Source organism: Xenorhabdus ishibashii (genome assembly GCF_002632755.1).
Taxonomy (GTDB): Bacteria; Pseudomonadota; Gammaproteobacteria; order Enterobacterales; family Enterobacteriaceae; genus Xenorhabdus; species Xenorhabdus ishibashii.
This window is the reverse complement of record NZ_NJAK01000001.1, coordinates 1,693,278-1,706,462: the sequence shown is the minus strand read 5'-3', so window position 1 is coordinate 1,706,462 and position 13,185 is coordinate 1,693,278. Positions and strand designations below refer to the sequence as shown.

Genomic DNA, 13,185 nt, shown 5'->3' with positions numbered 1-13,185 from the left:
GCATATGCAACTGAATTCCACCGAAATCAGCGAACTGATCAAACAGCGTATTGCTCAGTTCAATGTCGTGAGCGAAGCTCACAATGAAGGTACGATTGTTTCCGTTAACGACGGTATCATTCGTATTCATGGTTTAGCCGATGTCATGCAGGGTGAAATGATCTCCCTGCCTGGCAACCGTTATGCAATTGCACTGAACCTGGAGCGCGACTCTGTAGGTGCGGTTGTGATGGGTCCGTATGCTGACTTAGCCGAAGGCATGAAAGTCAAATGTACGGGTCGTATTTTGGAAGTGCCTGTTGGCCGTGGTCTGCTGGGTCGTGTTGTTAACACACTGGGTGAGCCAATTGATGGCAAGGGCGCTATTGATAATGATGGCTTCTCACCGGTAGAAGTTATCGCACCAGGTGTTATCGATCGTCAATCCGTTGACCAGCCTGTCCAGACAGGTTACAAATCCGTTGATGCCATGATCCCAATTGGCCGTGGCCAGCGTGAGCTGGTAATCGGTGACCGTCAGACCGGTAAAACCGCTCTGGCTATCGATGCGATCATCAATCAGCGTAATTCTGGTATTAAATGTGTCTATGTTGCGATTGGTCAGAAAGCTTCTACCATTGCTAACGTAGTCCGTAAACTGGAAGAACACGACGCACTGGAAAATACTATCGTTGTTGTTGCATCCGCTTCTGAATCTGCGGCTCTACAATATCTGGCACCATACTCTGGTTGTGCGATGGGTGAATACTTCCGTGATCGTGGTGAAGATGCACTGATTGTTTACGATGATCTGTCTAAACAGGCTGTAGCATACCGTCAGATTTCCCTGTTGCTGCGTCGTCCACCTGGGCGTGAAGCCTATCCTGGAGACGTTTTCTACCTGCACTCCCGTTTGCTGGAGCGTGCAGCGCGTGTTAACGCTGAATACGTTGAAAAATTCACTAATGGTGAAGTTAAGGGTAAAACAGGTTCTCTGACTGCACTGCCAATCATTGAAACTCAGGCGGGTGACGTTTCTGCGTTCGTACCAACAAACGTTATCTCCATCACTGATGGTCAGATCTTCCTTGAATCGTCTCTGTTCAACTCAGGTATTCGTCCAGCGGTTAACCCAGGGATTTCCGTATCCCGTGTAGGTGGTGCTGCTCAGACTAAGATCATCAAGAAACTGTCTGGTGGTATTCGTACCGCTCTGGCTCAGTATCGCGAACTGGCAGCATTCTCCCAGTTTGCTTCTGATCTGGATGACGCAACGCGTAAGCAGTTGGATCATGGTCAGAAAGTCACTGAGTTGCTGAAACAGAAACAGTATCAGCCGATGTCTATTGCACAGCAGGCTCTGTCTCTGTTTGCTGCTGAGCGTGGTTATCTGGAAGATATCGAAATCGCAAAAGTGGTCAGTTTCGAAGCTGCGCTGTTGGCGTATGCTAACCGTGAACATGCTGATCTTCTGAAAGAGATTGACCAGTCTGGTGATTACAATGGAGAGATCGAAGCGAAGCTGAAAGCTCTGTTGGAATCCTTCAAGGCGACTCAGTCCTGGTAACACTATTCGGCCCTGTTTGATTCTATTTAATGGAAAAACTTGGGCCGTCTGGTTGAATTCGGAGAAGCAGAAATGGCCGGCGCAAAAGAAATACGTACCAAAATCGCCAGTGTGCAAAACACGCAAAAAATCACTAAAGCGATGGAGATGGTCGCCGCGTCCAAAATGCGTAAAACGCAGGATCGCATGGCGGCCAGCCGTCCTTATGCAGAAACCATTCGCAATGTGATTGGACACCTTGCGTTAGGTAATCTGGAATACAAACATCCATACCTTGAAGAGCGCGAAGTCAAGCGTGTTGGGTACGTGGTTGTTTCGACTGATCGTGGTTTATGTGGCGGTTTGAACATTAACGTGTTCAAAAAATTGCTGATAGAAATGAAAGACTGGTCTGATAAAAACGTCCAAGTTGATTTGGCGCTTATTGGATCAAAAGCGGTTTCCTTCTTTTCTTCTGTTGGGGGCAACATTGTTGCTCAAGTAACAGGAATGGGAGATAACCCATCATTATCCGAACTGATCGGGCCAGTCCACGTCATGATGCAAGCATATGACGAAGGGCGTCTGGATAAACTGTATATAGTGACAAACAAGTTCATGAATACAATGTCTCAGGTTCCGACGATCACTCAGTTATTGCCTCTGCCAGCCGGAGACGATGAAACACTGAAGAAGAAGTCTTGGGATTATTTGTATGAACCTGATCCTAAGGCACTGTTGGATACCCTGCTGCGCCGCTATATAGAAGCGCAAGTTTATCAAGGCGTCGTTGAAAACCTGGCTAGTGAACAGGCCGCACGAATGGTAGCGATGAAAGCCGCGACCGATAACGGTGGCAACCTGATCAAAGAGTTGCAGTTGGTTTACAACAAGGCTCGTCAGGCCAGTATCACTCAGGAACTCACCGAAATCGTTTCGGGTGCTTCTGCGGTTTAACAGCTAGGTTTACGAATTACGTAGAGGATTCAAGATGGCTACTGGAAAGATTATCCAGGTAATCGGCGCCGTGGTGGACGTCGAATTCCCTCAGGACAGCGTACCAAAAGTATACGATGCCCTTGAGGTTAAAAACGGTGAAGAAAAACTGGTGCTGGAAGTTCAGCAGCAGTTAGGTGGTGGTATTGTCCGTTGTATCGCAATGGGTACCTCTGATGGCCTGCGCCGTAATTTGGACGTGACTGACTTAGGACACCCAATCGAAGTACCAGTGGGTAAAGCAACACTGGGCCGTATCATGAACGTATTGGGCGATCCAATTGACATGAAAGGTGAGATCGGCGAAGAAGAGCGCTGGTCAATTCACCGTACAGCACCAAGCTATGAAGAGTTATCCAACTCTCAGGAACTGCTGGAAACCGGTATCAAAGTTATGGACTTGATCTGCCCATTTGCTAAGGGTGGTAAAGTTGGTCTGTTTGGTGGTGCGGGTGTAGGTAAAACCGTTAACATGATGGAGCTTATCCGTAACATCGCTATCGAGCACTCAGGTTACTCTGTATTTGCCGGTGTTGGGGAGCGTACCCGTGAAGGTAACGACTTCTATCATGAAATGACTGATTCAAACGTACTGGATAAAGTATCTCTGGTATACGGTCAGATGAATGAGCCACCAGGAAACCGTCTGCGTGTTGCATTGACTGGTTTGACAATGGCGGAAAAATTCCGTGATGAAGGCCGTGACGTTCTGTTGTTCGTTGATAACATTTACCGTTATACCCTGGCAGGGACAGAAGTGTCTGCACTGTTAGGTCGTATGCCATCTGCGGTTGGTTATCAGCCAACGTTGGCGGAAGAGATGGGTGCCCTGCAAGAGCGTATCACCTCAACCAAAACGGGCTCCATCACCTCCGTACAAGCAGTTTATGTTCCTGCGGATGACTTGACTGACCCATCACCTGCGACAACCTTTGCTCACTTGGATGCAACCGTCGTATTGAGCCGTCAGATTGCATCTCTGGGTATTTACCCTGCGGTTGACCCACTGGATTCAACCAGCCGTCAGCTTGACCCACTGGTTGTTGGTCAAGAGCACTATGACGTAGCGCGTGGCGTTCAGTCTATCCTGCAACGTTATCAGGAACTGAAAGACATCATCGCTATTCTGGGTATGGACGAACTGTCTGAAGACGACAAACTGGTTGTGGCGCGTGCCCGTAAGATCCAGCGCTTCCTGTCTCAGCCATTCTTTGTTGCAGAAGTCTTCACCGGCTCACCAGGTAAATTCGTTTCTCTGAAAGACACTATCCGTGGCTTCAAGGGCATCCTGAATGGTGATTATGACCATCTGCCAGAGCAGGCGTTCTACATGGTTGGTACCATCGAAGAAGCTGTGGAAAAAGCGAAAGAGCTTTAATACGGCTGACGGGAGGTTGATATGGCTGCAATGACGTTCTCCCTGAACGTAGTCAGTGCTGAAAAACAGATGTTTGAAGGGCTGGTACAGAAAATTCAGGTGACAGGTAGTGAAGGTGAGCTGGGGATCTATCCTCAACACACACCACTGCTTACTGCCATAAAACCGGGCATGATACGTATTGTTAAGCAGTTTGGTGAAGAAGAGTTTATCTATCTGTCAGGTGGTATTCTTGAAGTTCAGCCAAACGGCGTTATCGTACTGGCCGATACAGCGATCCGTGGTAAGGATTTGGACGAAGCTAAAGTGCTTGAAGCCAAGCGCAAGGCAGAAGAACACATCCGTAACTCCCACGGCGATGTTGATTATGCTCAGGCATCTGCTGAATTGTCGAAAGCGATCGCGAAACTTCGCGTTATCGAGCTGACAAAAAAAATGATGTAATAAGTACCCGATAGATTTTCGAATTGCATCCAATTGGGTTGCGACATGAAAGATAAAGGGTATAGGCAGTTAGATAAAGAGCCAGTTGGTGAAAACTAACTGGCTTTTTTGCATTGCGAAATATGTGGCAATTTATTTCGCAAACAGGTTTACTTTCATACTTAAAAATTGGGATTGTCAGGTTTCTTATGTCTGTGATTGCAAATAATGCCAACGTAAATAATGTCAGTACAAAAAGTGTCGTGATCCTTGCCGCAGGCAAGGGAACTCGCATGTATTCCGCTCTTCCTAAAGTTCTGCACTTGCTGGCTGGTAAGCCGATGGTTCAGCATGTTATTGATACCGCAATGGAGTTGGGCGCCCAAAATATTCACTTGGTTTATGGGCATGGTGGTGATTTGATGAAACAAGCACTTCCCAACCAGAATCTAAATTGGGTACTGCAAGCTGAGCAGCTTGGTACGGGGCACGCCATGCAGCAAGCGGCTCCGTATTTTTCGGATGATGAAGATATTCTGATCCTTTACGGTGATGTGCCCTTGATTGGTAAAGATACTTTGGCTCGTTTGATTGAAGCTAAGCCAGAGGGTGGAATTGGCTTATTAACAGCAATTTTGGATAATCCAACGGGTTATGGTCGTATCATTCGTGAAGATGGTGAAGTGACGGGCATTATCGAACAGAAAGATGCAACAGAAGAACAGCGCAAAATCAATGAGATTAACACCGGTATTTTAGTTGCGAATGGCGGTGATTTGAAACGTTGGTTATCCAGGTTGGAAAACAATAACGCACAGGGCGAATATTACCTGACTGATGTTATTGCGCTTGCACACAGAGAAGGCCGTCAAATCAAGGTAGTACACCCAAGCCGTTTAAGTGAGATGGAAGGGGTTAACAATCGCCAGCAACTTTCTGCCTTAGAGCGTATTTACCAATTTGAGCAAGCAGAAAAATTACTGCTGGCGGGCGTCATGTTGTTAGATCCTGCTCGTTTTGATTTGCGCGGAACATTAGAACATGGTCGGGATGTAGTGATTGATACCAATGTGATCATTAAAGGTCATGTCACATTGGGAAATAATGTTCAGATTGGCTCTGGTTGTATCCTGAAAAATTGTGTTATTGGTGATGGGGCAGTCATTGACCCTTACACTATCATCGAAGATTCTGAAATTGCGGCTGAGTGCACTATTGGGCCTTTTGCCCGTTTACGCCCTGGCTCTAAATTGGCGGAAAAATCCCATGTTGGCAATTTCGTTGAAATGAAAAAATCCACGCTTGGCAAAGGTTCCAAGGCTGGTCACCTGACTTATCTTGGTGATTCTGAAATCGGCAATAATGTAAATATTGGTGCGGGAACCATTACTTGTAACTATGATGGCGCCAATAAATTTAAGACCATCATCGGTGATGACGTTTTTGTTGGTTCTGACACACAGCTTGTAGCACCAGTTACGGTAGCGAAAGGTGCGACTATTGGTGCCGGAACCACAGTAACAAAAGACATTGCTGAGAACGAATTGGTTATCAGTCGTGTAAAGCAAACTCATATTAAAAACTGGCAGCGTCCAGTGAAGAAAAAATAATTTTAAGATATATCCATAATAAAAAATCCCCATCTCTACAAAGCTCGGGGACGGCAAAGCCAGAGCGCGATTTGCCGTAAGATAATCAGGTTGTGCGACATAAAAAGGGCTTCATTGCCCTGTTCTTAGGAATAAAACAAAATGTGTGGAATTGTTGGTGCAGTAGCACAACGAGATATTGCAGAAATACTGATCGAAGGTCTTCGTCGCCTGGAATACCGTGGTTATGACTCTGCGGGTATGGCTGTTATTGACAGCGAAAACCGTATGACCCGTCTGCGTGAAGTCGGTAAAGTGCAGATGCTGGCTGATGAAGCAGACAAACAGCCGGTTACTGGTGGCACAGGGATTGCCCATACTCGTTGGGCGACTCACGGTGAACCAAACGAGCGTAATGCCCATCCTCATGTTTCTGAACATATTGCGGTTGTGCATAACGGCATTATTGAAAACCACGAAGAACTGCGCGAAGAATTAAAAGCGCGTGGTTACACTTTCTCTTCTGATACAGACACAGAAACCATTGCCCATCTTGTTCACTGGGAACAGCAACAAGGCGGTTCACTGCTGGAAGTGGTGCAACGTGTGATTCCACAATTGCGGGGCGCTTATGGCACAGTGGTTATGGATAGCCGTCATCCTGATGTACTGGTCGCTGCGCGTTCTGGCAGCCCATTGGTAATCGGTTTAGGCGTAGGGGAAAACTTCCTTGCCTCTGACCAATTAGCATTACTACCTGTGACTCGTCGCTTTATCTATCTGGAAGAGGGAGATATCGCAGAAATCACTCGCCGTACCGTTCGCATCTTTGATGTGCAGGGCGAAGCGGTTGAGCGTGAACAAATTGAATCTAACGTTCAGTACGATGCAGGTGATAAAGGTGTTTACCGCCACTACATGCAAAAAGAGATTTACGAACAACCGATGGCGATCAAGAGCACATTGGAGGGGCGTTTAAGCAGTGGTCAGGTAAATCTGTCAGAACTGGGCGCTAATGCTGCGCAATTGCTGTCTCAAGTTGAGCATATCCAAATCGTTGCCTGTGGCACCTCCTATAATGCGGGAATGGTTTCGCGCTACTGGTTCGAATCACTGGCAGGTATTCCATGTGATGTTGAAATCGCTTCTGAGTTTCGTTATCGCAAGCCATCACGGCGTAAGGGAAGCCTGCTAATCACCTTGTCTCAATCTGGCGAAACGGCTGATACCTTGGCTGCCCTGCGTTTATCCAAGGAGCTAGGCTATCTGACTTCATTGACTATCTGTAACGTTGCCGGTTCCTCTTTGGTACGTGAATCTGAATTTGCCCTGATGACCAAAGCAGGAGCAGAAATCGGCGTAGCATCCACCAAAGCCTTTACTACCCAGCTAACTGTATTACTGATGCTGGTGGCTTACATGGGACGACTGAAAGGTACAGATGCTGCATTGGAACAAGATATTGTCCATGCCCTACATGCTTTGCCAAGCCGCATTGAAAGCATGCTATCCAAAGATAAACTGATTGAATCACTGGCGGAAGACTTCTCAGAAAAACATCATGCCCTGTTCCTCGGCCGTGGTAATCAGTACCCGATCGCGGTTGAAGGTGCACTGAAACTGAAAGAGATCTCCTATATTCACGCAGAAGCTTACGCTGCCGGTGAATTGAAACATGGTCCATTGGCATTGATCGACGCGGATATGCCAGTGATCATCGTTGCACCGAACAACGAACTGCTGGAAAAACTGAAATCCAATATCGAAGAAGTTCGTGCCCGTGGCGGTTTGTTATATGTCTTCGCCGATCAGGATGCGGGTTTCACCAACAGCGAAAACATGAAGATCATCTCCCTGCCACACGTAGAAGAGTTGATCGCCCCGATCTTCTATACCGTGCCACTGCAATTACTGTCTTACCACGTTGCATTGATCAAAGGTACGGATGTGGATCAGCCAAGGAATTTGGCGAAATCGGTGACGGTGGAGTAATGGTGTAATATGCAAATGCGTTGAATAACGGCAACAGGTGGGGATAATCTCCCCACCCAATAAAACAAATTACCAATCGCCTGAAGCACCACCACCATCACTGCGTCCACCACCACCAGAAAAGTTATCATGATCGTTGCTATTCTTGTCACTTTCTGGACGCTCAGAGCCAGAACCACCAAACAAGCCGCCAAAGAGACCGCTGAATAGGTTTTTCAATAATGACCAGATCGTAGAAATAACCAAAAATACCAGAATCACTGGTAGCAGGAGGATTAACAGGTAAAACTCCGCCGGAATGGAAGAAAACAATCCCACCAGGGTCAGTAGATAGGTTCCTGCGGCTATCGTCAGGACACTCTTAAGGAAACGTTTAAACCAGTGTCCCTCGCGAAAGACTTTCATTGGTAAAAGGAACAGACTGATTAGCCAAAAAAACAATAGTGCGGCAATGTCTTTGCCAGAGATTTTGCTGAATGTGCCATCACCCTCTTCTGAGAAAGCCGATGTCATTTTCGTTATTTCTTCATCAATCCCTGTTTGTTTAGACAGTTTCAGCAATGTATCAACTGAATTAATCGCATTACTGATACCCTCAAAATAAGCATTTTCTTTGAAAGCCGGTTTCACCTATACGTGCGATCTTGCCATCGGTTAATTTCCTCTCTAAACCGGAACCAACTGCGATACGCATTTTATGATCATCAGAAGCGATCAAAAACAAAATACCATCATTGCTTTCTTTATTACCCAACTTCCATTTATCAAATACACGGGAAGAAAACTCCTCAATAGTATTACTGCCCGTCGTTGGAATAATCAAAACGGACATCTGTACCTTTTCTTCAGATTGCAGTTTTTTCAGTTGGCGAGTCAGGCGTTGGTTCTCTTCTTTCGTTAAAACTTTAGAAATATCAGCCACACGCTTGCTTAACGTAGGAATATTAATCGTGACTGTTTCTTGTTCTACCTCTTTCGCTGATCCATTGCCCATTCCGATAATAAATAAAAACAGCATAAAGAAATATCTGATTACCAAGGAATATATTATTCTCGGCTTTGTGATTTGAATACGGAAACCATCCTTCGACATAGGGGAAATTATTAACATAAAGTATCTTTATCGCTTATTTATGATATCAATGACCACTATTATACGGATATCTTCCATGATACATAATCAAGAAAACGGCATTATTTTTTACAATAATACCGTCAATAATAAAATTATTTCTCTGCTTTAATTTTTGCTGATTGAAATGCAGTGAATAATGCCAATATTGGTGCAATGGAGAAGAGTAAAAATAGCCAATGTGAAGCAGAAACTGCTCCTATAACGCCTCCTGGCTGATAAAATCCAAATAAATTGACGGTCATTCCCCCCAATGCCGAACCAAATGCCGTGGAAAATAACTGTACGGTGGTAATGGATGAACCAGCGATGTTTTTATCCGCATCACTGGAAACCTGCAAAATGCGGGTCAAAAGATGGGGCCAACCGAATCCAACCCCGAAACCAAACAGCCCCAATCCCAAAATTATCGGTAGCATTATTTGCCACTCTCCTGCCGATTGAGATGGCAGCAATATAAGCAACAGTAACATGCCAGCCAACATAAAGACTGGACCGCTGACAATTGCAAATCGCATCTTAGCCCGTTGCCAGCTAGCACTGAGCATTTCTCCTATCGTCCAACCCAATGCCGCGGAAGCAACCATATAGCCAGAAGCCAAAGGAGATTGTCCGTGCAGGATTTGCAGAAAATAGGGTATAAAAACATCCCCTGCTAAGCCAATGACCAATAGAGATATCGTCGCAAATAAAACCAAATGGGGAGAACGTAAATTAAGGGCATTTTCAGGCAATAACCTTGCTGAAGCTCGTCGCTCATGGATGACCAATAAAGAAACCAATATTACAGCCGCAACAATACCGAGAATGTTGAGCCGAACATCTTGTGACAAGCTGCCTGAGGAAACCGCCAGCACCGCCGCTGATAGCAGGATCAATTGCACGATGGGTAATGCCGTTTTGGTTTTATTTTCCATCTCTGTCTTCGGTAAAATCAGGCAGGTAAATACGGCATAACACAGAATAATGGGAAGCATAATGCCAAAAGCGTAACGCCATGCATTCATTTCCGCAAAAATCCCGCCAATAGCCGGCCCGATTAAGGTCGCCACACCCCACATTCCCGAAATCAGCGCCATAGCCCGAGGCCAAAGTGATTGTTCAAATACGAGATTGATCATCAAATAGGAAAGGGCAAACAGGAATCCACCGCCAAGACCCTGAACAGCTCTGCCAATCAGCATAACCTCCATCGTCGGTGCAACGGTACAAAGTGAACTGCCAATGAAAAAGACCAGCGATGCAACCAGATAAGCCTTTCTTGCACCCGATGAACTTAGCAATTTCGCAGACAAAACGGAACCCACAATCGATGCCACAACAAACAATGTCGTATTCCAGGCATAGAGATTCAATCCTCCAATATCGTTGACGACAGAAGGCAGAATAGTAATTGCAATTAAGGTATTCATTGCCATCAATACCACACCCAGTGAAAGTGCTATCGCACTTGGTGCATTTTTGCTGGAAAACAGATCCCTCCAGCGGCTTTCCTCAGTCATTATCATAATTTTTGCCCTGAACACAGGTTGAGTTGTGAAAAGTCTTACGCTAAATTAAACAAGATAAATCTTGGAATAAATTAATGTCGGGATCAACAATATGTCAAGCGATGACTTGGAAAATAGTACAATCGTAGGGCAAACAGTGAGTGAGAAGCTATTAATGCTGCTAAAAACTCAAGGTGCCTTACAAGCCTCTGATGCCGGCAAATTATTGGGAACAACTGGAGAAGCAGCCCGTCAACAATTTGTGAAAATGGCTAAGGAGGGATTAGTTGAAGCAAAATCAGAAACCAGGGGAGTTGGGCGTCCAGTACAGCTTTGGCATATCACAGAGAAAGGCCATGCCAAATTTCCTGATACCCATGTAGAGCTAACAACGCAACTGATCTCGATTATTCGTAGTCAGTTGGGTGAAGATGCTATGGATTTGATTATCAGTGCCCGTGAAAAAGAGGCTTTTTCCAACTATAAAAAGGCGATGGAAGGTGCTACAGGGTTACAGGAGAAAGTTGAACGTCTGGTTTCTATCCGTTGCCGAGAAGGCTACATGGCTTATTCTTCTGTTGAAGAAAATGGCGATATTCTGTTTTTTGAAAACCATTGTCCAATTTGTGCCGCAGCCAAATTGTGTCAGGGCTTTTGCCGGACAGAGCTGAAACTGTTTCGGGAGATCCTGCAAGCCAATGTGGAAAGAACCGAATATATCCTTAGTGGTCACCGACGCTGCGCTTATCGCATCACAGCCTCACGTTCTTGATACAAATCTTGCTTGATATAAGCCATCAAAAAAACCTACGCAATATTTCAGTTGCGTAGGTTCCTTATACAGAAGGAATAAAATTATTCCTTACCTGCCACCGCCAACTGTTGGTAAATATAATGCTTATAACTCTCTACCAGTGCACTATCCTGACAATCATTTAAGGCACCATCACATAAATGGCGCATCATCATATTCGCCTGATAAAACGCTGATGCTGACAAACGGGCACGCTCCAGAATTATTCCGCCGAGGAAGGCGATATCTGTCAGTTTTCCCGTTGTTATTGACGCTCCCTGTTTCAGGTTATCCCGCAAAGTAAACTGAGTAACATGTGCCGGATCAGGTAGCGGAGAATTATAGTGATCAAAATTTATGTTTGGCTGATGATCACCAAAATAGAGGAAAACGGTGGGTTTGTTGCGATTGGCAACGAATTCACTGAAATCCCTGATAGCAGGATCAGACGCCACGATTTTTTCCATGTAATGGCTAAACTTACCTGCCGCCGTTGCAGAATTAACTTTACCAGTCAAACCATAATCATCATGATGATTCTCTTCATAAGGCCCATGTTCATACATGGTCAGAGAGAAAATAAAAATCGGCTTGTCTGTTTCCTTAGCTAAGATAGTTTTCACATAAGACAACATGTCTTGTGTCGGGATTTTCCACAAATTTTCATCCATATCTGCGGGATATCCCAGCTCCTGCGGTTGGATAATTCGATCAACGCCCAGCGTTTTGTAAGCATGTCCCGCATGGTAAGCGGATTTATTAAACGGTGTCAGAACAACCGTGTAATAGCCATTGTCTTTCATGGCACGGAACAGGCTGTTTTTCAGGTGATCAACGACAAAATAAAACACTGCATTTTTACGGGAGCCGAAATCATCCGTATTCAATCCGGTTAAAACGGAGAATTCGGATAACCAGGTTCCGCCACCAAAGGTTTGTACCCTGAGTGGACTTTGGGCACTAACCCCCGCATCATGCCGGAACATGTAGAGATCTGGCAACTGCACATTGGCAGGTAATTGGTAAATATGGGGATTGACAGTGGACTCTTGCAGCAATACAACTACATCGGGTTTAACCTCTGACTGAGGTTCAGGCAACATTACTTGTTTTGCCTGCTGCAAGAAATAATCAGCAGATGTACCAAATTTTGGCGGCTGATATTGCGCATCAAAGGCAGACATTACCATATTGGTCATTGTCCCCCTCCCCTTCGGCAATTCCCCTTGCCATCGGGTATGGTAGGTATTCACCGTTAGGTTGATACCCCAGGCACTCGCGACCATCAAAATGATACTGGCGAGGCGCCATCTGATCCCACGCGCAGAAGGCACCGCTTTCCAGCTCAATATCATGTTGAATATTAACCAGATAAACATCGCCACCACGGCAATGCCCGCCAGCCAATAATGGTGTAAAGTCTCCTGATTTGAAGGATCTAACATAACATTCAAATCAGAAAACATCAGGTGTTCTTTATAGTAATGGATTTTTATCTGGTTGAGGAATTTTAGGATGATAAACACTGTTCCAGTGAATACTACCGAAAATAACCAGCGCGCTGAAACTAAAAAAGCCAGACCAAAGATGACGCCGAATACGCCGACAGATACCAGTGCAGGATAAATATCTCCACCTTTTTCAAATACTAATATCAAGGAAGCAATTAACAACAATCCAAGATAAATCCTCGAGATTATCTTTTTTTTCATACTCTATTGAATTCCACACGTGAGTTCAGTTTGCCAACCCGATGAAAAATAGCACAGGTTGGCACATATACAGATAAAAAAGTGACTGCTCCCCGCGCCCTATCGGGCGAGGCTTCCCACTTCACAGGCCGTATGATTGGACAAACAACGGAATG

The 13,185-nt window shown here is 45.4% G+C and carries 11 protein-coding genes; 7 read left to right on the top strand and 4 right to left on the bottom strand.

Annotated elements, in window-relative coordinates:
- Positions 1-4 precede the first annotated feature (4 nt).
- The 6 genes from atpA (at position 5) to glmS (ending at position 7,903) form a co-directional block, all read left to right on the top strand.
- Entirely contained in the window at positions 5-1,546 is a 1,542-nt protein-coding gene (gene atpA / locus Xish_RS08140; protein ID WP_099117438.1) for a F0F1 ATP synthase subunit alpha, read from the top strand.
- Between the two features lie 72 nt (positions 1,547-1,618).
- Positions 1,619-2,482 carry a F0F1 ATP synthase subunit gamma gene (gene atpG / locus Xish_RS08135; protein WP_074019112.1) on the top strand — a complete coding sequence of 288 codons (864 nt, stop codon included), beginning with the start codon at positions 1,619-1,621 and terminating at the stop codon, positions 2,480-2,482.
- Between the two features lie 34 nt (positions 2,483-2,516).
- Positions 2,517-3,899 carry a F0F1 ATP synthase subunit beta gene (gene atpD, locus Xish_RS08130; protein ID WP_099117437.1) on the top strand — a complete coding sequence of 461 codons (1,383 nt, stop codon included), beginning with the start codon at positions 2,517-2,519 and terminating at the stop codon, positions 3,897-3,899.
- A gap of 21 nt (positions 3,900-3,920) precedes the next feature.
- A complete protein-coding gene (locus tag Xish_RS08125; protein ID WP_045967700.1) occupies positions 3,921-4,343 on the top strand; it encodes a F0F1 ATP synthase subunit epsilon in 423 nt (140 codons plus the stop codon).
- A gap of 188 nt (positions 4,344-4,531) precedes the next feature.
- Complete coding sequence (glmU, locus tag Xish_RS08120) at positions 4,532-5,932, top strand: bifunctional UDP-N-acetylglucosamine diphosphorylase/glucosamine-1-phosphate N-acetyltransferase GlmU (RefSeq protein WP_099117436.1); 1,401 nt, start codon at positions 4,532-4,534, stop codon at positions 5,930-5,932.
- Positions 5,933-6,073: 141 nt separating this feature from the next.
- Positions 6,074-7,903, top strand: coding sequence for a glutamine--fructose-6-phosphate transaminase (isomerizing) (gene glmS, locus Xish_RS08115; RefSeq protein ID WP_099117435.1), 1,830 nt, complete (start codon positions 6,074-6,076; stop codon positions 7,901-7,903).
- A gap of 69 nt (positions 7,904-7,972) precedes the next feature.
- Here the strand turns inward: glmS and Xish_RS08110 are convergent, their stop codons facing one another.
- The 3 genes from Xish_RS08110 to Xish_RS08100 all read right to left on the bottom strand — a co-directional run bounded on the left by Xish_RS08110 (position 7,973) and on the right by Xish_RS08100 (position 10,543).
- Positions 7,973-8,533 carry a hypothetical protein gene (locus Xish_RS08110; protein WP_099117434.1) on the bottom strand — a complete coding sequence of 187 codons (561 nt, stop codon included), beginning with the start codon at positions 8,531-8,533 and terminating at the stop codon, positions 7,973-7,975.
- The gene (locus tag Xish_RS08105) at positions 8,499-8,921 is read right to left on the bottom strand and encodes a TPM domain-containing protein (RefSeq protein WP_167383241.1); all 423 of its coding nucleotides are present in this window, start codon (positions 8,919-8,921) and stop codon (positions 8,499-8,501) included. Before Xish_RS08105 ends, Xish_RS08110 begins: the two co-directional genes overlap by 35 nt.
- Positions 8,922-9,130: 209 nt before the next feature.
- Positions 9,131-10,543 carry an MFS transporter gene (locus tag Xish_RS08100; protein ID WP_099117432.1) on the bottom strand — a complete coding sequence of 471 codons (1,413 nt, stop codon included), beginning with the start codon at positions 10,541-10,543 and terminating at the stop codon, positions 9,131-9,133.
- A 94-nt stretch (positions 10,544-10,637) separates the two neighbouring features.
- Between Xish_RS08100 and Xish_RS08095 the strand changes: the two genes are divergently transcribed.
- Entirely contained in the window at positions 10,638-11,297 is a 660-nt protein-coding gene (locus Xish_RS08095; protein ID WP_099117431.1) for a helix-turn-helix transcriptional regulator, read from the top strand.
- An 83-nt stretch (positions 11,298-11,380) separates the two neighbouring features.
- Here Xish_RS08095 and Xish_RS08090 read toward each other — a convergent pair whose 3' ends face one another.
- Positions 11,381-13,030, bottom strand: a complete 1,650-nt coding sequence (locus tag Xish_RS08090; protein ID WP_099117430.1) for an LTA synthase family protein — start codon at positions 13,028-13,030, stop codon at positions 11,381-11,383.
- Between the last annotated feature and the right edge of the window lie 155 nt (positions 13,031-13,185).